The sequence below is a fragment of the Flagellimonas hadalis genome (assembly GCF_007785775.2).
In the GTDB taxonomy this organism is placed as follows: Bacteria; Bacteroidota; Bacteroidia; order Flavobacteriales; family Flavobacteriaceae; genus Flagellimonas; species Flagellimonas hadalis.
The window spans coordinates 450,901-470,872 of sequence record NZ_VNIK02000001.1 but is presented as its reverse complement, the minus strand read 5'-3'; the positions used below and the strand labels follow the sequence as shown (position 1 = coordinate 470,872).

General features: G+C 46.2%; 23 protein-coding genes. 12 read left to right on the top strand and 11 right to left on the bottom strand.

From position 1 onward, the window contains the following. Positions 1-13: 13 nt before the first annotated feature. Positions 14-559, bottom strand: coding sequence for a carboxymuconolactone decarboxylase family protein (locus tag FOT42_RS02000; RefSeq protein WP_151888895.1), 546 nt, complete (start codon positions 557-559; stop codon positions 14-16). Positions 560-947: 388 nt separating this feature from the next. Between FOT42_RS02000 and FOT42_RS01995 the strand changes: the two genes are divergently transcribed. The 4 genes from FOT42_RS01995 to FOT42_RS01980 all read left to right on the top strand — a co-directional run bounded on the left by FOT42_RS01995 (position 948) and on the right by FOT42_RS01980 (position 3,253). Then, positions 948-1,568, top strand: a complete 621-nt coding sequence (locus FOT42_RS01995) for a JAB domain-containing protein (RefSeq protein ID WP_151888894.1) — start codon at positions 948-950, stop codon at positions 1,566-1,568. A gap of 190 nt (positions 1,569-1,758) precedes the next feature. Beyond that, a complete protein-coding gene (locus FOT42_RS01990) occupies positions 1,759-2,250 on the top strand; it encodes a hypothetical protein (protein ID WP_151888893.1) in 492 nt (163 codons plus the stop codon). Between the two features lie 3 nt (positions 2,251-2,253). Continuing rightward, entirely contained in the window at positions 2,254-2,793 is a 540-nt protein-coding gene (locus FOT42_RS01985; RefSeq protein ID WP_151888892.1) for a helix-turn-helix domain-containing protein, read from the top strand. Further along, positions 2,783-3,253 (top strand): hypothetical protein, encoded by a 471-nt coding sequence (locus FOT42_RS01980; RefSeq protein ID WP_151888891.1) that lies wholly within the window; start codon positions 2,783-2,785, stop codon positions 3,251-3,253. The genes FOT42_RS01985 and FOT42_RS01980 overlap by 11 nt, the downstream gene beginning before the upstream one ends. Before the next feature lie 222 nt (positions 3,254-3,475). Here the strand turns inward: FOT42_RS01980 and FOT42_RS01975 are convergent, their stop codons facing one another. After that, entirely contained in the window at positions 3,476-3,925 is a 450-nt protein-coding gene (locus FOT42_RS01975; protein WP_151888890.1) for an HAD domain-containing protein, read from the bottom strand. 21 nt (positions 3,926-3,946) lie between these two features. Further along, a complete protein-coding gene (locus FOT42_RS01970; RefSeq protein WP_151888889.1) occupies positions 3,947-4,324 on the bottom strand; it encodes a hypothetical protein in 378 nt (125 codons plus the stop codon). A 309-nt stretch (positions 4,325-4,633) separates the two neighbouring features. Between FOT42_RS01970 and FOT42_RS01965 the strand changes: the two genes are divergently transcribed. Beyond that, positions 4,634-5,086, top strand: a complete 453-nt coding sequence (locus FOT42_RS01965; RefSeq protein ID WP_151888888.1) for a hypothetical protein — start codon at positions 4,634-4,636, stop codon at positions 5,084-5,086. Positions 5,087-5,091: 5 nt separating this feature from the next. Here the strand turns inward: FOT42_RS01965 and FOT42_RS01960 are convergent, their stop codons facing one another. From FOT42_RS01960 to FOT42_RS01930, 7 genes are all read right to left on the bottom strand, one after another. Further along, positions 5,092-6,291 carry a PQQ-dependent sugar dehydrogenase gene (locus tag FOT42_RS01960; protein WP_151888887.1) on the bottom strand — a complete coding sequence of 400 codons (1,200 nt, stop codon included), beginning with the start codon at positions 6,289-6,291 and terminating at the stop codon, positions 5,092-5,094. A gap of 317 nt (positions 6,292-6,608) precedes the next feature. After that, entirely contained in the window at positions 6,609-7,169 is a 561-nt protein-coding gene (locus tag FOT42_RS01955) for a DUF4251 domain-containing protein (protein ID WP_192938302.1), read from the bottom strand. 67 nt (positions 7,170-7,236) lie between these two features. After that, positions 7,237-8,154, bottom strand: a complete 918-nt coding sequence (locus tag FOT42_RS01950; RefSeq protein ID WP_151888885.1) for an EamA family transporter — start codon at positions 8,152-8,154, stop codon at positions 7,237-7,239. Positions 8,155-8,269: 115 nt separating this feature from the next. Next, positions 8,270-8,602: a hypothetical protein gene (locus FOT42_RS01945; protein ID WP_151888884.1), complete on the bottom strand. Its 333-nt coding sequence runs from the start codon at positions 8,600-8,602 to the stop codon at positions 8,270-8,272. Positions 8,603-8,771: 169 nt separating this feature from the next. Further along, entirely contained in the window at positions 8,772-9,464 is a 693-nt protein-coding gene (locus FOT42_RS01940; protein ID WP_151888883.1) for a YiaD family glycine zipper/OmpA-like lipoprotein, read from the bottom strand. 110 nt (positions 9,465-9,574) lie between these two features. Further along, positions 9,575-10,018, bottom strand: coding sequence for a lipocalin-like domain-containing protein (locus FOT42_RS01935; RefSeq protein ID WP_226789770.1), 444 nt, complete (start codon positions 10,016-10,018; stop codon positions 9,575-9,577). 132 nt (positions 10,019-10,150) lie between these two features. Beyond that, on the bottom strand, positions 10,151-12,127 hold the full coding sequence (locus tag FOT42_RS01930; RefSeq protein WP_151888881.1) for an alpha-ketoacid dehydrogenase subunit alpha/beta: 1,977 nt from the start codon (positions 12,125-12,127) through the stop codon (positions 10,151-10,153). A gap of 110 nt (positions 12,128-12,237) precedes the next feature. Here FOT42_RS01930 and FOT42_RS01925 point away from each other — a divergent pair, with 110 nt between their 5' ends. The 5 genes from FOT42_RS01925 (at position 12,238) to FOT42_RS01905 (ending at position 16,381) form a co-directional block, all read left to right on the top strand. Further along, positions 12,238-13,188: an isopenicillin N synthase family dioxygenase gene (locus FOT42_RS01925; protein WP_151888880.1), complete on the top strand. Its 951-nt coding sequence runs from the start codon at positions 12,238-12,240 to the stop codon at positions 13,186-13,188. 5 nt (positions 13,189-13,193) lie between these two features. Further along, positions 13,194-13,523 (top strand): translation initiation factor, encoded by a 330-nt coding sequence (locus tag FOT42_RS01920; protein ID WP_151888879.1) that lies wholly within the window; start codon positions 13,194-13,196, stop codon positions 13,521-13,523. A 143-nt stretch (positions 13,524-13,666) separates the two neighbouring features. Then, positions 13,667-14,599: a DUF1835 domain-containing protein gene (locus FOT42_RS01915; protein ID WP_151888878.1), complete on the top strand. Its 933-nt coding sequence runs from the start codon at positions 13,667-13,669 to the stop codon at positions 14,597-14,599. 4 nt (positions 14,600-14,603) lie between these two features. Beyond that, complete coding sequence (locus tag FOT42_RS01910; protein ID WP_151888877.1) at positions 14,604-15,488, top strand: nucleoside phosphorylase; 885 nt, start codon at positions 14,604-14,606, stop codon at positions 15,486-15,488. Positions 15,489-15,532: 44 nt separating this feature from the next. Further along, the gene (locus FOT42_RS01905; protein WP_151888876.1) at positions 15,533-16,381 is read left to right on the top strand and encodes a substrate-binding domain-containing protein; all 849 of its coding nucleotides are present in this window, start codon (positions 15,533-15,535) and stop codon (positions 16,379-16,381) included. Between the two features lie 2 nt (positions 16,382-16,383). Here FOT42_RS01905 and FOT42_RS01900 read toward each other — a convergent pair whose 3' ends face one another. Continuing rightward, complete coding sequence (locus FOT42_RS01900) at positions 16,384-17,049, bottom strand: uracil-DNA glycosylase (RefSeq protein WP_151888875.1); 666 nt, start codon at positions 17,047-17,049, stop codon at positions 16,384-16,386. Between the two features lie 228 nt (positions 17,050-17,277). Here FOT42_RS01900 and FOT42_RS01895 point away from each other — a divergent pair, with 228 nt between their 5' ends. Beyond that, positions 17,278-19,449: an endonuclease MutS2 gene (locus FOT42_RS01895; RefSeq protein WP_151888874.1), complete on the top strand. Its 2,172-nt coding sequence runs from the start codon at positions 17,278-17,280 to the stop codon at positions 19,447-19,449. A gap of 185 nt (positions 19,450-19,634) precedes the next feature. After that, positions 19,635-19,967, top strand: coding sequence for a hypothetical protein (locus tag FOT42_RS01890; RefSeq protein WP_151888873.1), 333 nt, complete (start codon positions 19,635-19,637; stop codon positions 19,965-19,967). Positions 19,968-19,972: the final 5 nt, after the last annotated feature.

The following is a 19,972-nucleotide window of genomic DNA, read 5'->3' as shown; positions in this document are numbered from 1 at the left end:
TGTGATTACTGGATCAAACGGTTTCCGCTTCAACTACCGGAAAATCGATATCGGTGTTGGCGGTGTTGTTGAAATAGTTGGTAAAAACGTTCAAGGCCACATGTGCCACGATCTCACCCACTTCGCCGTCGGTATAGCCGGCAGCTTTAACGGTGTCAACATCTTCGGAACCTACCCTTCCACGTTTTTCCACCAAGGTTTGGGCAAAAAACAGCGCTGCGGCAATTTTAGGGTCCTTGTTTCTCCCTTCGCGGGCCATGTGCAGGGTATCGGTATCAATGAGGACCAATTTCTCCCCGATAAAGGAATGGGCGGACAGACAGTAATTGCAACTGTTGGCTTCGGCCACGGCCAAGGCGATCAGTTCGCCCAATCGACCACCCAAGGAACCTTTGCCCAGTGCGTCACTTAGGTTGAGGTACCCTTGCAACACGGCTGGGGAATTCCCCATGGTGCGCATCATGTTGGGAACCATTCCCAATTTGCTCTGGATGCCGTTGAACAACTCCTTTGCTTGTCCGGTGGCCTCCTTTGGATCTAGTGCTTGTAAACGTGTCATAATTTTGTTTTTTAATTAGTAAATAATTGATGGCACAAAGTTGCGGTGCGGCCTGCTGGGATAAAATGGACAAACGTCACATCCTCTTGGACATTTTTCCCGAAATGGCCCTATTCCGAAAAAAACAAAGGGCCAAACCTTGGTTTGACCCTTGTCCTTCCCCCCACCATCACTCCAAACACTTTCTTTTTTCCCGTGCATGCCAAAACTTCAAAAACTTTGAGGCCCGGGTGCAGAAATTGAATGGCATCGCGATACGGTATTGTTGCCGTCTGAAACCGTCCCTTGCGATTTGTGGGGGCGGTTTTTGTATACCCCAAGGCCATTGTTGTTTTTTTCAAAAGCTTGGACTACCTTTCCCCTACCCAAAATTTACAAACACCTACCCATGAACGTACGGCTTACCAAAGAACAACGGATCAAAGTGCTGAACTCCACGGACATTTATGCGATCATGCAACAGGTGTTGCTGCGGGAGAACAAGATACGCCGCAACCAAGAGCATTTTTGGGTGGTGGGCCTCAACCATGCCAACAAGGTGCTGTTTGTGGAGCTCATTGGCCTGGGCGCGCACAACCGGGTGAACGCCGACCCGCCCGACGTGTTCCGCATGGCGATCTACAAACTGGCCTCCCAGCTCATTTTGGTGCACAACCACCCCAGCGGCAACCTCAAGGTGACGGATGCCGACATCCTCTTTACCGACCATATGCTAAAGGCGGGCAAACTGCTACAGATAGAAGTGCTGGACCATTTGGTGATCACCGAGACCGACTACACCAGTTTTGGGGACCAGGGCGTGATGGACGAACTACGCAAAAGTGGACTGTTTGAGATCATGGGCCCCGAAAAGCAGGAATTGGAACAGTTTAAGATTGATACCGAGAAAAAACGGGCTATAAAAGAGGAGAGAATAAGGTTTGCCAAAAAGATGAAGGCAAAAGGTTATGACGATACCACTATTAAAGAACTTACGGGGTTGAGTTTGAAGGTGATTGGGGGGTTGTAGCTTATTTCCGATACCGTATTCAAAAAATTCTTCAAAGTCCTAAAAATTACTATTTTTAACAATTAACTAAGTTTTCAGTCACCTGAAAGTTAAGGATTTGCTATAGTTTCTATGATATATTTGCCAGTTTGGAAAATAAAACTAATTTTACACAGTTAACTTATAAGTGAAGTCGGAGGTCAAGATAGTAATGAGAAAAGATCTAGACTTCACCAAAGTCAGATATTATACTTTGAAGTTCGAAGATGATATTCAAGAATTACAAAAGTTCTATGACAAATATCAACCAGGACATTCTAAAAGTATAAACTATATTAAAATGTGGCTAGCCGAAATCGGAGAGAAATATGGAGCAGAATCAAGATTTTTTAGACCCGAAGACAATGCTAAAGCATTACCCCCACCCACTACCTTAATTCGTAGTATCGATAAACAAATCGACGAAGAAAATATGCATTTACGCCTTTACTGTATATTACTAAGTCCTGAAATCGTTATATTGGTAAATGGTGGTGTTAAGGAGAGTGACGCCACTAGAGATAGCCCGTCGTGTTGGAAAGAGTTTCAATTCGCATCCAACATTGCCTCACAGATTCAAAAAATGTTATCGGATGGACATCTACAAATCAAAGGTAAAATGTTGAAAAGAAGTAAATCATTCAAATTAACATACAAGAAATAAAACATGGCTTCTGAAGCATATCTAAATGCATTAAAAAACATTCCTCAAGATATTCAAGATGAGGTTGTAAGTTCATTGCATATCGCCAATGAAATTCATCTTATTTTGGAAGAGAAAAATTTACGCCCTGCGGATTTAGCAAAAATGCTCAACAAGTCTGAATCTGAGATAAGTAAGTGGTTAACCGGCCTTCATAATTTTACTCTGAAAACAATTACCAAGATTGAAAAAGCCTTGGATAGACAAATTCTTGTTCCCTATTCCTTAAAAATTTTAGGATATGAGAAAAAAATAAATGAGCTTACTGAAGAGCTTGAAAAAATGAAATCAACTGAAGGCACAATTTATCATGGTCTTTTTCGTGTTCAAGAATCTTTTTCTTTTTCTTCCATTGCAATGACAACTGTAGTTAAAAATGAAGTCGAAGAATATTTAGCGGATTTTATTATATCTGGATATAAGGACGCTGTGGAGATTACTCCAGAAACATCTAGCGTTTTGAAAATATCCAAACAAATCATGAATGCAAATAATGACTGCTAAAAAGAAAAAAAACAAGTCCAAGAAAAAATCCATTAAGGTTCAAATTATTGAATGCACTCCGAGCGGCTTCTATATCCAAGATTTAGATAAGATTGAACCATCCGAAATTGAACAAAGAGATTTAGAGTTTCGCTTGAATATTGTTTCTTCTACTAATATAGATGAGAAGCTAATTAAAGTTGAATTAGAGCTTGATAGCTACTTGATAATTGATGGTGAGGCGGATACTCAAGGATTATTTGGAATAAAAAGCACATCTATATTCAAAACTCCAGAGATTGATGATATTGTGAATGATGACGGTAAAGTAACTGCACCCGATGAATTCATGAAAAAATTATTAAATATTAGTATTGGAGGAATAAGAGGAATGTTAGCAGCTAAACTTGTTAATACTGAAATGCGCCATATTACCCTGCCATTACTTGACTTATCCTTAATGAAGAAGGAAGATAATTAATTCTTGATATTAAAAAGGAAGACCCTTCGCCCCTCCTTTTTTAATCTTCTTACAACTATAAATTACCTACGGTACATACAGTTCCGGTAGCCCAGTGGTCTTGATCAGGTTATTTATTGGGGCGAAACAAAAAACCCGCCAAAAAGCGGGTCTATAAAGTTCTCGATACACATTTTCTGCACCTTGCGGTGAAAATGCACTCGAACTGACGGATCTTTCTTTTTACGATCTTAGAATCTGTATGGCAGTATCGGCCAGCTCTTCGTTAAGCCCCACCGTGGCGCTGGGCTGCACCAGTTTGGCCTTTATGGGGGCCGGCAGGCTGTTCAGGGTCTTGTCATCGTCAATGATCACAAAGTGATCTTCGTTCCTGTTGTTCCACCATCGTATCAGCTCTTCCTTTCGGTCCATCTGCAAGGTGTTTGTCCTGAGTTTTTGGATGCTCACGTTGTCCAGTCCCCGGGTGGAAAAAATGTTCCGCCATGTTTTTATGGGATAATTGGACTTGTGCGATGTGGTCAATAGAATCCCTGCGCCTGTTTCAGAAATAATTTTCTGAAGGCTGTTGGTGGCCCTGCTACTGAACCTTGGAAAACCATCATCTTCAAATTCGGGCCTTTTCCAGTTGCTGTTGGGAACCATTACACCGTCTATGTCCAATAATATCAACATATTGCAAAGTTAATTCATATTTCACAAATCCTTGAAAATACTTTCGTCCACACCGTTCAACTCGGCATCCCTTTTATGGTGTTCCTTGATTTGGTCACTATCTTCATAATCTTCCTCCACTATATTCATTTTGGACCATTCATGGTCAGGGGCACCTTTTGCGATTTCCCACTCCATATACTCGATTTTGACCCCTGCGAGTTGGGCGCAAATGTATCTATGGTGACCATCCACAATTCGTGAATTTTTCACTTTTACGCCATCAAACTGTATTCCAAGTTTCATTTTTTTATATATCCGTTGTAGGATGGGCAGGCACAATGCCTTTTGGGTCGATGTCAACTCCAATTCATTGGAATTCAACAATTTTTGAACAATAAGTCGGTCAATTTCTTGCATTTGGGACAAATTAAGGCCTCCAATATATACTTTTTGAAACAACGCATTGTGCTGTTGTAATCCCAGAACCAAAAAAAAAAGAAAAATCTGCACACCGAGTTTGCGCCATCCATCAACCCAAATCCCCCATCCGTCAATTCAAACCCGTCATCCGTCAATTGGATGCGTAAAAATCCTACGCAACAATTAGTTTAGCCCAAAACTTAAGAAAATGACGACTCTGGAAACCATAAACCTCTTACAGAAAATCTGTTTGGTGCTCATCGCATTCATTGTTTACCTATTGGGATTCCTCCACGGGGCCCGCTGGTGGAAAAGAAACAAGATCTAGCACAATACGGGACGGTAAGGGCCGTTTCAATAAAAGCCCAAACCAAACTTAAACCTACAAGAGCCATTCTTCCCCAAGACCCGAGCATAAAACGCTTTCTGATCCTGTGCCACAACCAGCATTATACCATTAGGGTGGATGAACACACGGACGGCGAAATCCGCTACCTCTGCTGGCAAAAGCCCAGGGGGATCTTGCAAAGGCCCAGCTTGGTCATCCGCAATGGAAAGTGTACGGAAAGTCCCAGTTTGGACAAGACCGAATATGTGTTCGAGGATGGTGACCTCACCTACAGCCTGGAGCGCATCGTCTCGAAAGGTGACCATGGCACGACCCATATTTTTTTGGAGGTCTCGGACAGGGACAATCAAAAAAGTACCTGGAAAATGGAGGAAAGGCCATTTCCCAAGTACTTAGGAGATTTTTTATGAAGGGTCTAGCCCTTGTAGGTGACGCGGTAAATGGCGTCGCCCACATCGTCGGAGATCAATAGCGATCCGTCTTTCAAGAACAACAGGTCCACCGGGCGGCCAAAGGCTTCTTGGCTTTCCTCGTCCAACCATCCTTCAATGAAGGGCTCATAGCTCACCGCCTTGTTGTTGTCCAGTTTCACCAAAGTGACCCGATAGCCGGATTTGGATGCGCGGTTCCAAGAGCCGTGTTCCGCAATAAAGGCATGGCCCTTGTAACTTTCCGGGAACATGCTGCCCGTATCAAACTTGACGGCGAGGGGTGCTACGTGCGCGCCCAAGGCCTGCACGGGAGCCACAAAGTCGGAACAGGGACGCTTATCGCCAAATTCGGGATCCTTGATGGTGCCCCCGTGGCAAAAAGGATAGCCAAAGTGTTGGCCCACCTCGGCGAGGCGGTTCAGTTCGCAGGGGGGCACATCGTCGCCCATCATGTCCCTACCGTTATCGGTGAACCATAGTTCGTTGGTGTCCGGGTGCCATGTAAAGCCGACGGTGTTCCGCACGCCACGGGCCACGATCTCGCGGTTGCTGCCGTCGGCATCCATTCGGGTGATGGTGGCAAAGCGCTCGTCCTCATCGGTACGGTCGCAGATGTTGCAGGGCGCGCCCACGGGCACGTACAGTTTGTTGTCCGGGCCAAAGGCAATGTATTTCCATCCGTGGTGGAACTCTGTGGGGTAATCGTCATAGATCAGTTCGGGTTCGGGCGGACTGGCCAATTGTTGCTCAATGTTTGGGTATTTGAACAAGCGGCTGACAGCGGCCACATATAAGGAGCCATCCCGAAAGGCGACCCCGTTGGGCTGCTCCAGGTCCGAGTCCACCTCAAACACTTTCTCGGCCCAAAAATCACCGTCCTCGTCCCGCAGCGCATAGACCTTGTTCTCGTTTCGGGTGCCCACAAAAAGCGTCCCGTTGTCGCCCATGGCCATGGAACGGGCGCCGTCAATGCCTTCGGCATAAATCTCAATCTGGAAGCCTTTGGGAAGTTTTAGGCGGTCCAAGGGCAGGGAGGCCTCATATTGTGACGTATCCGTTTCCTGTTGGGTCTTCTCATCGGCATTTTCTTGGTTGTCCCCTTTCTTTTTGCCGTTGCAGGAAAGCACGGCGAGGGAAAGCATCAGTAAAAAAATGGAGCTTTTGGGCAAATGGTTCATCTTCATGGGAATGAATAGGTGTTTTTGGTTTCTAAACCCATAAAGCTAAGACAAAATGATGGAAGATGGAAGTTGGGAGTCCGAAGTCAGAAGTCGGGAGTCGGGAGTCGGGAGTCGGGAGTCGGAAGTCAGAAGTCGGAACATTTATTCGTGAGCATTTGTGCCATTCGTGTCCGAAAGACGAAAGAACATAGAAAATAGAAAATAGACTGGTATTTTTTTGCCCAGTGCCGTTCCAAGTCTGTGGTTTCAGGTGATTGGGATTTGATATCAGGAATAGGGAATTTGGTATTTAGAATATGGTGCTTGGTAATTTGACCTACTCACTTCTCCCGTTTATATTCGGAAACGGTTCCCTGGTACCAAATTGTGGTGCGGTGGGTGCTGGCAATGGTGATGGAGCTAAAATTGGACGGATAGATCTGGGCAATCACCCGATAGGCCTCCTGGTCATGCGTGATGTTGAAGCGTACTGTTTTTCCGTCTCCTTTTTTGTTGGGTTCTAAGGTGAACTCCTTGGGAATGGCATTGAATTGGATACCGCCTTTCTGTGGATTGTAGGCCCCACCCATCTGCCGTTCCCCGAAATAGGGAAGATCGGCCATGACGCTGTCTCCCACGATACGAAGGTATCCCCCGGAACCGCCAATATCTATTCTGCTGGCCGTGCTGCCACGTGGCAACAGACCTGCATTGGCAATGCTGTTCAGCCCTTGGCTGGCCATGGGCTGCGCCCAACTGGCATCTATCTGGAAACTTTTATCGGAGATCAATTTCTCAAAAGCGGCCAACTCGGCCGGAGTGGCCTGTGACCTAGGTCCTGAGGCGCAAGCCATGGCAAGCAGCATCAAGAGGGCAAAGCCGTATGTTGTCCGGGTTTTCATCATCAAAGGATTAAGCCTGTTGAAAATACGGATTCTCGGGCTCATTTCCCAGAGTCCTCCGAAAACATTAACGTTTGAAGCGTTCAAAAATGGCGAGCGTCTTTTTGGTGTTGATGAAATAAACGCCCGTGAGCAGAATGGTGGCGGCGATAATGGATTGGGCCGTGATCTGTTCGTCCAAAAAATACCAGCCCAACAAAAGGGCCACAATGGGGTTGACGTAGGTGGAGGTGGCCACTTTTTCAGGGGAGACCGCTTTTAACAGATAATTGAACGAGGTGAAGGCCAAAATACTCCCGAAAACGATGAGCAGAACCATGGAGAGCTGCACGCCCCCACTCCAACTGAGCGGTGCCGACCAGGTTTCGCCAAAGGCCAAGCTCATCAGGGCCAAGGTGATTCCGGCGGTGAACATTTGGTAGCCGGTGTTCACAAAATAGTTGTTGGGGAGGTCTGCCTTGGCCACAAAAAGACTGCCGTAGGCCCAGCTCAACATACAAAAGAAGATCATGACCATACCGGTGATGGATTCTTCCTTGGCGATGATCTGTTTCTGGCTCACCAACAAATAGATGCCCACAATGCCCAGGATCACCCCGATGACAGACATGGGCTGTATCTTTTTGCCCTGCAGCACCCGCATCAGCAATAGGATGATGAGCGGTTGGGCGGAAATCTCCAAAGCGGCAAACCCGCTGTCCACATATTTCAGGGCCCACACCACTACCCCGTTCCCGAAGCTGAGAAAAAGGATACCGGCAATAATCGTGTTCCACAGCTGTTTTTTGGTGATGCTCAAGGGGATGCCCATGATCTTGGCCAGAATAAATATCAAGATTCCGGCCGTGGTGAACCGGCAAGAAGCCAGCATAAAAGGCTCCAGTTCCTGCACGGCCACCTTGTTCAGGAGATAGGTGGATCCCCAGATCACGTAGATGGCAAAAAAAGCAAGGATGACCAAGACGGATGTAGAGGATTTTCCCATTCCAGCGCAAGTTTATGGCCCTGCAATATTACGGATGTTTGTAGGAGTAAAAAATACTTTACGGGCATCTTTTACATTAAAATAATTGGTCATTTTTTCGAGTGGAAAGTAATAATCAAGAATGTTCCAAGGTGTCCAGTAAATAGGCGGCAATGTCCGCTTCCAATTCCCTAAAGCGCTTCAGATGGAGCTGGACCTCCCGCTCAAGACCCTGAACGGCACCAGCTTTTTTTCTGTGGATCATATCCATGAGGTTCTTTTGGTATTTTTCAAACAGCTTGAAGTTTCGCTTTAGGTCGTTGTATTTCTCAAAGCTGGAGGGGCATTTGGGTTCGTAGGTGTACGAACATAGCTTTTTGGACAGCCGTTGGATGACCTCGTGGTTGCGTTCCATGCGGATCAGCAACTCTTGTTTGTGGTAGGTGTTCTTTGAACTGATATGCTCCATGGCGCAGTGTTTAGGGATAGGAAGTTGCTTGTGTCCATTAAGTTACGAAATAACGGTGATAGTTGGATCGGGATTAACTTTCATTTAATGGTTTCGTCAACTTCTACCAACAAAAAGGCCCGATGCATTTGCACCGGGCCTTTAGATCAAACGTCATCGGTGTGATGCATTAATTGTTGGTTTCCTCGTAGGCCTCTTGTTTCAGTTCCTCACTGGCAACGATGGCCAGTTCCACCCTTCTGTTCTTGGCTTTGCCAGCGGCTGTATCATTGCTTTCAATGGGTTGGTCCTCACCGTACCATTTGGTGGTGAATCGGCCACTGGAGATGCCCTTGCTCACCAAGTAGTTGGTCACGGCCTGTGCCCTGCGTTGTGAAAGTCCTAAATTGTACTCTGCGGCACCATCGGAATCCGTGTGGCCCTCCACCAGAATGTTGGTCTTTGGATATTCCTTGAAAATTCCGGCCAATTTGTCCAAGGTAGTGGCAGAAGCACCTTTGATATCAGCTTTGTTGGTATCGAAATAGACACCGTTCTCTCCACTGAAGGTCACGTTGATGCCCTCTCCCACCCGTTGCACTTCTGCACCGGGGATCTCTTCCTCGATTCGCTCGGCCTGACGGTCCATGCGGTTACCGATATAGCCACCGGCCGCACCGCCGACCACGGCACCGATGATGGCGCCTAGGGCCGTATTTCCTTTTCCAACATTGTTCCCGATGATACCGCCAATAACGGCACCACCCCCGGCACCGATAGCGGCACCTTTTTGGGTGTTGTTTGCATTTTTCACGGCATCGCAGCTCAGGATAAGGCTCAGGGCCAAGAATGCGGTTGTACTTTTTAATAGGATATTTTTCATGTGTTTATTTTTATTGTTTTTTCAATGGTCACATGGAACCTTTGATGACCAAAATAATCATTGCACTATGCCTCTAAAGATTATTTTGGTCATGTCGGTTTCATATTGTTTTATTTTCTTGAAAATTCATAGACTACGGTCACGGGCTGTCCGTCCACGGATACGTTGGATTTCAGGGTCATGGCCTGCTCTGTAAGGCTGACGATGTTCAATCGATATCCATAACCTCCGGAAATGTCCTTGCGGTTTTCATCGATGAACTTGAATTGTAATTGGCTGGAGTAATTGGCTGTGGGTTCCACTACGGACCACCGGAAAAAACGGTCGCCACCTTGGCAGAGGGAACTCTGTTTGATGGTGTACCTTCCCGTACTGTTGTTGTCCCTAAAGAACCATTCACTGTCCTCGAAGCAGATGTCCTCTGCATCGTTGAAGATGACCGACTTGAAATTGCCGGAATTGTTTTCGTAGTACACATTGTCCAAATTCCACGTACCGCTGAAAATATCCCTTTGGGAGCGGGCACTTTTGGATACGGAGCAGGAAACAAGCAAAAGGCTTGCTATTGCGACGAATAATAATGATCGTTTTACCATAAGATTTAAAGTTAATGTTCAATAAAAGATACGAAATGGGTCAATATAAAGTTGTTTTATCCATCAAAAAAATGATTAAATGGCTGCAAATCAATACGTGTACAATTCCAATAGAGCTGCCTCGAACCGCTTCTTGGGCAGATAGTTTGCCTCCAGTTCCTTCGCAAAGGGAACCGGTGTTTCCAGGCTGCCAATGCGCTTTACGGGGGCATCCAAATACTCAAAACATTCTTCCATGACCATGGCGGAAATGTCACTCGCAATGCCCCCAAAAAGGGTGTCTTCTTGCAAAATGATCAATTTTCCCGTCTTTTTCAGAGAAGTCTTGACGGCATCAAAATCCAGAGGTTGAAGTGTACGCAAATCTAAGAGATCCGCATCGATTTCTGGATGTTTTTCCAATACTTCGATGGCCCAATGCACCCCGGCACCATAGGTGACCACGGAAATGGCCTCGCCTTTCCGTACCCAATTGGCCTTGCCAAAAGGTAGCGTGTAATAATCGGAAGGTACCTCGCCATACACACTTCGGTACAGTCCCTTGTGTTCAAAGAACAATACAGGATTTGGGTCGTTGATGGCCGTGTTCAACAATCCTTTGGCATCTGCGGGAAAAGCAGGATAGACCACCTTGAGCCCCGGCGTCTTCGTGAACCAGGCCTCGTTGGTCTGCGAATGGAAGGGTCCAGCCCCTACTCCTGCCCCGCAGGGCATGCGGATCACCACATCCGCCTTTTCGTTCCAGCGGTAATGTGATTTGGCCAAATAGTTCACAATGGGGTTGAATCCCGTGCTCACAAAATCGGCAAACTGCATCTCCACCACGGCCTTCATACCGTTGATGGAAAGCCCCATGGCCGCGGAAACAATCACGGATTCACAGATGGGTGTGTTACGTACCCTGCTCCTCCCAAACTTGGGCACAAAACCTTCGGTAATCTTGAAGACACCACCGTAATCCGCAATGTCCTGACCCATCAGGATCAGTTCATTGTGGCGGTACATGGATTGCTCCAATCCTTCCGAAATGGCATCAACAAAGCGGATATTCTTTGTCTCTTCTTTTGGTTTTGTTTCTTGATAGTCAAATGGTTGGTAAATATCACCTAACTCTTTGGTTTCATTAAATGAAATCGATGGTTCGTCAAAAGCAAGTTTCAAATTTTCATCGATCTCATCTGAAATACTGCCTTTTAACTGTTCTATATTTTCTTCGGACAGCGATCCATTTTCCAACAAAAAAGCTTCATAATTGGCAATGGGATCTTTCTTTTCCCACTCTTTCATCAACTTTTCCGGAACATATTTGGTGCCACTGGCCTCCTCGTGCCCGCGCATGCGAAAGGTCTTGAACTCCAAAAGTATGGGCCTTGGTCTTTTTCGAATGGCCTTACAGAGCTCGTCCACCTTGGCATACACTTCCAAAATGTTGTTGCCGTCTATGATGCGGGACTCCATGCCATAGCCTTTGGCCCTGTCCGCTAAATTCTCACAATTGTACTGTTCGTTGGTGGGCGTGGAAAGTCCATAGCCGTTGTTTTCAATACAAAAGAGCACAGGCAGATTCCATACTGATGCCACATTGAGCGCTTCGTGGAAATCGCCTTCACTGGTGGCCCCTTCTCCCGTAAAAACAGCAGTAACCCTTTTCTTTCTGCGAAGCATATCGGCCAGAGCGATACCATCTGCCACCCCTAATTGGGGACCCAAATGGGAAATCATGCCCACAATCTTATATTCCTGGGTGCCGAAATGGAAACTACGGTCCCTGCCATTGGTGAAACCGCTCTGCTTTCCTTGCCATTGCGCGAACAATCGGTTCAAGGGGATGTTCCTGGAAGTGAAGACCCCAAGGTTGCGGTGCATGGGCAAAATGTATTCATCCTCCTTCAGGGCTTGGGTCACACCCACAGAAATGGCTTCTTGTCCAATGCCGCTGAACCACTTGGAAACCTTGCCCTGTCGCAGCAAGATCAGCATTTTTTCCTCAATCATTCGGGGTTTGAGCATCCCGGTGTACAGGTCAAGCAATTTCTGTTGGTCCAGGTCGCCAATATGATACCTCATACGATAAAATTCAACGGCCTAAAAGTAGTAAAACGCCCCCATCTTTCCGTAAATTTCAAAAAGCTTCGGCAATATTCCTTACTTTTGACCTTATTACAAACCATTTAGATATGAGTGCGATTCCAAGTGTGAACCTAGAGGATTTCATCTCTGGGGACCCGGCCCGAAAGGAAAAGTTTGTCAAGGAAATAGGTGCCGCTTTTGAAGGCATCGGCTTTGTGGCCCTAAGCGGACATTTTTTATCCGATGAATTGGTGGACGACCTCTATTCCGAGATCAAAAAATTCTTCCAACTGCCCCAAGAGGTCAAGGACCAATATGAAATTGAGGGTATTGGCGGTCAAAGGGGGTACACTTCCTTTGGAAAGGAGCACGCCAAAGGTAAAAAGGAGGGTGACCTGAAAGAATTTTGGCATTTTGGACAATATGTGGAGGACAACCCGAAACTGGAAGCCGAATATCCGGCCAATGTGATGGTGAAGGAACTCCCCAAATTCAACGCGGTAGGTAAGGAAACCTATCAAATGCTGGAAAAAACGGCCAAATATGTGTTGCGGGCACTGGCCCTGCACCTTGGCCTGGAGGAAACCTATTTTGATGACTATATCAAGAACGGAAACTCCATTCTGAGGCCCATCCACTATCCTCCCATCACTACGGAGCCCAAAAATGCGGTCAGGGCGGCGGCGCATGGTGACATCAACCTGATCACACTGCTCATGGGTGCGCACGGAAAGGGACTGCAGGTGCAGAACCATCAGGGCGAATGGGTGGATGCGATTGCCAGACCCGACCAATTGATGATCAATGTGGGGGACATGCTCTCCCGTCTCTCCAACAACAAATTGAAATCCACCATCCATCAGGTGGTAAACCCTCCAAGGGAATTGTGGGGCACATCCAGATATTCCATTCCGTTCTTTATGCACCCTATCAGCGAAATGCCATTGAACTGCTTGGAGAACTGTATTGATGAAGACCACCCCAAAGCCTACGAGGACATTACCGCAGGTGAATTTTTGCACGAAAGGCTCATCGAACTCGGATTGGTAAAAAAATAAGCACTGTGGATCTACACGACCAGCTCAAAAATCTCTTTCCGGACCACGAGCCCGAAGAGGAGCCCAAAAAAAACAGTGATGCCCCATCCTATTGGTTGCAGGATGACCCCATTATCTGCAAATATGAAAAGCGTAAGGGTAAGCCCATTACCATTCTGGAAGGCTACAATGGGGCCGAAAGCGACTTCAAAAAACTGGCCAAGGACCTGAAAACATTTTTGGGCGTTGGCGGCAGTTTCAAGAACGACACCATCATTATCCAAGGCGATTACAGGGATAAGATCATGGCCTTTCTGAAAGAGAATGGTTTTTCAGTGAAACGGGTCGGGGGATGATGGAAATTTCCCTAAAATGAAAGTACGAGGCTTTTACGTGTTAAAATTAGATACTGAAAACCAATGTTTTGTGAAAAAATTTTTGTGTTCTTGGTATAAGTTTTAATTTTATTCTTCCTAACCAACAAAAACTAAAGCTGAAAATGAAATCACTGTTGCACATTACCAACGGGGACAGTTTCACGTCCAGATTGCAGTCCTTGCAACTAAAGGGCGACATCATCACATGGCGGGAAATGCTATGTGAAGGCAAGACCCTTTGCGCTGTGGGAAGCGAATCTTTCTGGAAGACCCGCTTTGAATTCCTCAACAAAAACTACAAGGTCACCAAGTCTTGGTTCGTAGAAAAGACACTCAAGGAATACCGGTCTCTTTGTAACCATAAACAGCAGGACCATATCGTTTTGTGGTTTGAATACGACCTTTTTTGCCAAATCAATATGCTGGCTGTACTCAGCTGGCTGAAGGAGCACAGGCGACACGCCGAGATTTCACTGGTGTGCAGTGGCAAGGAAGATGAAAGTGGCAAGCTGTACGGACTCAATGAGCTGAGTGATGAAAGGTTGCTGCAGTTGTATGAAAGCCGTACCCTGCTTTCCCAAGATGATATTGAATATGCGGATTACATCTGGCAACTCTATTGCAGTGACAACCCCATACGCATGGAAAATCAGTTGGCCAACAACGATTTCCAATTTGAGTATCTGAACGACGCCCTGAAAACCCACCTCAAGCGATTCCCAACCATAAAAAATGGCCTTAACGAACTGGAAAACCATGTGTTGAAAACCGCGGTGGCCAAGAAACCTGAATCAAGGAACGCCCTCATGGGACAGTTGTTGTCCGACCAAGGGTATTATGGTTTTGGCGACACGCAATACGAACGCATCATAACCTCCTTAAAACCGCTCTTCAATTCCTTCAATCCTGTCAAATTGACCAAAAAAGGGAAGGAAGTACTGGAGAACAAATCAAATTATTATTCACAAATACGTGATAATCAATTGTATTTAGGTGGTTCTTTAAAGTATAACTTCCTGTACAATACTGACACCAACCGCATCTTAAAACTTTAAGTGGATGTCTTCATTAGGAAGCTCAGAGCTTATTCTGAACCCTGATGGCAGCATCTACCATCTCAATCTTTTGCCCGAGGATATTGCGGAAACCATTATTACGGTCGGTGACCCAGAACGCGTTCACGAAGTATCCAAATATTTCGACAGCATCGAAATACGAAAGGGTAAGCGTGAGTTTCTGACCCATACCGGATATTTGTCGGGAAAACGCCTCACAGTGATCTCCACGGGCATCGGCACGGACAATATCGACATTGTGCTGAACGAATTGGATGCGCTTGCCAATATCGATTTTCCTTCAAGACAGGTCAAGAGCGAAAAAAAACGACTTGGTATCATACGGATTGGTACATCGGGCACCATCCGCCCTGAAATTCCCATTGATTCGTTCCTAGTAAGCACTTCGGCCATTGGCCTTGATGGACTCCTGCATTTCTATGGAAATTCCGACCCCAGAAACAAAGCTATGGAAAGGGCGCTCATCAAGCATTTGGATTGGGACGGACACCACATTGTACCCTATGCAGTGGACTCCGATGAGCATTTGAAAAAAGTGTTCATTTCCCCCAATGTCCATTTAGGAATAACAGTCACCAATTCAGGGTTTTATGGCCCTCAGGGAAGAGTACTCCGCTTAGCTCCAAAAGTGATGGATTTTCAGGACAAATTGGCTTCTTTTTCCTTTGAAGGCCAGCACATCACCAATCTGGAAATGGAAACAGCGGGCATTTATGGACTTGCCAAATTGATGGAGCACAAAGCCGTTTCGTTGAACGCCATTTTGGCCAATCGGGCCACCGGGGAATTCTCAACGGATGGCGGCAAGACCATCGATTCCTTGATCAAATTCGCCCTGGAACGGCTTGTGAATGACCCATCGGTATAAAATACCGTGCGGAACCCTTATTTTTGCCTAATCAAAACGAAGAGATGAAAAACGTGAACATCATCGGGGTACCGGAACATTTTAACCTGCCTTGGCATTTGGCCATGGAAGATGGGGCATTTGAGGACAGGGGCATATCGCTCGATTGGACAGATGTCCCCGAAGGCACAGGAAAAATGTGCCAGTTGCTGGAAACCGGAGAGGCCGATATGGCCATCATTCTAACAGAGGGCATCATCAAGAGCATATCCCAAGGGAATCCCAGCAAGATTGTCCAAGAATTTGTCTCATCGCCCCTGCTCTGGGGCATCCATGTGGCGGCGGACAGTGAAAGAACATCCATAGCTTCATTGCAGCGCGACAAAGTAGCCATAAGCCGAATGGGAAGCGGGAGCCATTTGATGGCCTATGTGAATGCCCAAAACCAGGGTTGGGACACAGAAAAGCTCCAATTTGAAATCGTGGACAATCTGGATGGTGCCGTAAAAAACCTGACCGAAGGCTCGAATGCCTATTTCATGTGGGAACATTTCACCACAAAACCTTTGGTGGACAATGGGACCTTTAAAAGATTGGGCGACTGCCCTACTCCTTGGCCCTGTTTTGTGATCGCGGCCACCGATTCGTTCCTGAAAGACAATAGAGGGATTTTGGGTCACATTCTGGACATCATCAACACCTATACGTTGGAATTCAGGGAGATTCCAAGTATCGACAGGACCCTTTCCAATCGATATGGGCAACAATTGCAAGATATTCAGGAGTGGCTCGGAAAAACCACCTGGGGGCAGGAACAGATGGCCCCAAAAACGTTGGAAGACATCCAATCACGTCTCTTTCAACTCAATTTGATTGAAGAGATCAAAGAGTCTTCGCGTTTTCTTTGGAGATAAACCTACCACTCAATACCCGTCTTGCCCATTTGGGCCAGTAATCCGTTGGTTTTGCTAAAGTGTTGGTTCCCAAACCAGAGTCCGCGGTTGGCACTCAAGGGCGAGGGATGTCCAGAAGTCAGGATATGGTGTTTCCGTTGATCGACCAAAGCTGATTTCTTTTTGGCAAACCCACCCCAAAGCAAAAAAACAACCCCTTCCAATTGTTCCGATACCGTTCGGATAACTGCATCCGTGAACGTTTCCCAACCTTTGTTCTGGTGGCTTCCCGCCTGGTGCGCCCGTACCGTCAAGGTGGCGTTCAGCAAGAGCACCCCTTGGTCGGCCCAGCGCTCCAGGTTGCCGCTCTTCGGATAGGGTTTTTCCACGTCCGTCTTGATTTCCTTAAAGATATTGACCAAGGAAGGTGGATGGGGAATACCATCCTTTACAGAAAAGCAGAGGCCGTTCGCCTGGCCGGGACCATGATAGGGGTCTTGGCCAATGATGACCACCTTCGTCTCTTGGAACGGACAATGGTCAAAAGCGGCAAAAATATCCTTACCCTTTGGGTAACAGGTATAGTGTTGATATTCCTGCTTCACAAATTGGGTCAATTGTTGAAAATAGGGCTTTTCAAACTCTTGATGTAAATGGGCCTTCCAACTGGGCTCGATGGCAACATCCATATGCTATTTCTTTTTGGTCAATTTATAGATCAAATACCCAATCCCAATAATAAAATGAATCAGGATGACTCCCGCAATCACATAAATTAAGGTATGATCATTTCTCATTGCCTATCTTTTAGGATAAGGATTGGACATATGGTCAAATGTACGCATTGCCATGGTTTTACTTTTTACGGCCCGAACAAAAACTGCAAAATCCTATATTTGTCCTGCTAACGGAAAAAGATGCGCAACATTCACCCCAAAACACTACAAGACCTCGAATTTCCAACGGTCCTGAACCAAATATCGGCCCGCTGCAACACAGAACTCGGCAAGGAACATGCCCTGCACATTGTCCCCATCGATGACAAGGAGGAATTGATGGACGTTTTGGGGCAAACTTCCGAATATCTGGCCTCTTTTTCCAACGATAACCGCATCCCCAACCATGGTTTTGATCAAATCAATCCGGAACTTGGGCTGTTGAAGATAGACAACAGCACTTTGGAGATTACAGGTTTCCGAAAAATCGGGAACATCTGCAAAACAGTGGCCATCCATCAAAAATTTCTGAAAAAATTCAAGGAATACTATCCATTGCTCTTCCAAAAATCGGAAGGACTGGAACCCAATTCGGAGATTTCGGAAGCCATTGATGCTGTTATCGATAAGTTTGGGGAAATCAAGGATTCAGCATCTGCCGATTTGAGACAGATCCGTAGCCAGATCAATGAGGTCAGGGGCAAGATCAACCAGAGTTTTGGTGCTGCATTGGCACGTTGCCAATCCTTGGACTATCTGGATGAAATCCGGGAATCCGTAATGGAAAACCGAAGGGTATTGGCCGTGAAGGCCATGCACCGCAAGAAAGTGAAAGGCAGTGTGATGGGTGCCTCAAAAACAGGCAGCATCGTCTATATTGTTCCCGAAGCCACCCTGACCTATGCCCGCGAGCTGAACAATCTGGAATTTGAAGAGAAAGAGGAAATCCAACGAATATTGAACCAGTTGACAGGCCAGGTCAGACCTTATCTGGAACTGTTAAAAACCTACCAGGCCTATTTGGTGGACACGGACATTACGGCGGCCAAGGCCAAATACGCCTCGGAAATGAATGCCGTTTTGCCCGAGATCAACGGGGAGCGGGAACTGTTCCTAAGGGATGCCTACCATCCCCTGCTCTACCTATCCAACAAGCGAAAACAGCAAAAAACGTGGCCGCAGACCATCAAACTGCACAAGGAGAACCGCATTATCGTGATTTCTGGCCCCAATGCCGGAGGGAAAAGTATCACCCTGAAGACCATTGGCCTACTGCAGGTCATGCTCCAGAGCGGTATGCTCATTCCCGTGCACGAACGCAGCTCTGTCTGTCTGTTCGAAAAGGTCTTGACCGATATTGGGGATAATCAATCCATTGAAAATCATCTGAGTACATACAGTTATCGGTTAAAGAACATGAACCAGTTCCTGAAAAAGTGCAATGAGGAAACCCTGTTCTTGATCGATGAATTTGGCACCGGAAGTGATCCCGAACTGGGCGGTGCCTTGGCGGAAGCCTTTTTGGAAGTGTTCTATGAGCGTGGGGCCTATGGCGTGATCACCACCCACTACGCCAACCTGAAGGCGTTGGCCAACGAACTGCCCCATGCCACCAATGCGAATATGCTCTTCAACGCCAAGACCCTGGAACCCACCTTCCAACTGGTGCTAGGCGAAGCGGGAAGCTCCTTTACATTTGAGGTAGCGCAGAAGAACGGCATCCCCTACTCCCTCATCAACAAGGCCAAGAAAAAAATAGAACGCGGCAAGGTCCGGTTTGATGCCACCATTGCCAAGTTGCAAAAGGAACGGAGCAAAATGGTGGAGACCGGCTCCAAGCTCAAAGAAGAGGAAACCAAGGCCCGTGAAGAATCCGAACGCCTGGAACAGCTCAACACCAAGATCAAATCCAAGCTGGAGAGCTATCAGGAACTATATGACCACAACCAGCGGATGATCCAATTGGGCAACAAGGTGAACACCATTGCGGAGCGCTATTTCATCGACAACAAAAAACGTCCCTTGATCTCAGAACTGCTGCGGATCGTGGAGACCGAGAACAGCAAGCGGAAAAAGACCACGGCCAAAAAAGCGAAGGAAAAGCAGGAACAACAGCAACAGGTGGCCCAAGAGCTGGAGCAAAAGATCCAAAAAGTGCGGGTGGAGAAAAAGGAGAAAAAGAAAAAAGAGGTCCAGGCCGAAAAGAACAAGCCCAGACCTGTCTTTAAGGTGGGCGACCGCGTACGTTTGATGGACGGCAAGGCCGTGGGCAGCATCGACAGTCTGGAAAAGGGCAAGGCCGTGGTGAACTACGGGATGTTCACCACCAATGTGGGTGTGGAGCAGTTGGAGTTGGTGGAAGCGAAGAAGTAGGCACTTTTATTCCGCACTTGATGCGGAATCCCTTTTTTAGAATGTTGACAACTACTCATAAATCAACAACTTACCGTATTGTTTTTTATAATTTTTTCGGTGAACTTCGTTATCGGATGATATAATTCATTTAAAAACGAATCATATCTCTAACGTTGTAACACATTTGACCAAACCAAGAAAAATTGAAATTAACTAAAAAACATTTGGGAATTTACAACACCTACGAAGGAAAAAAATCTTCTTTAGAAAATGTTGGAACTCAAAAAGAAAAGGAATTATTTCAAAATGGAGAATTTGAGAAAATAACGGAATTAATAGAAACTGAATACAAAATAAAACGGAAAGAACTTTCGGAATCAGAAATACAAAATCACAAATCTGAACTGAATTTAATATTTGATAGTAATTGGAATAAAAAATCGTTGAAATACTTATCTAAAAAATATTGTGAACCAGAAAAAGAACAAAGCACATTTGACTCATTAATGTCAATGCTTTGGGCAATGTTCGGGTAAATTAA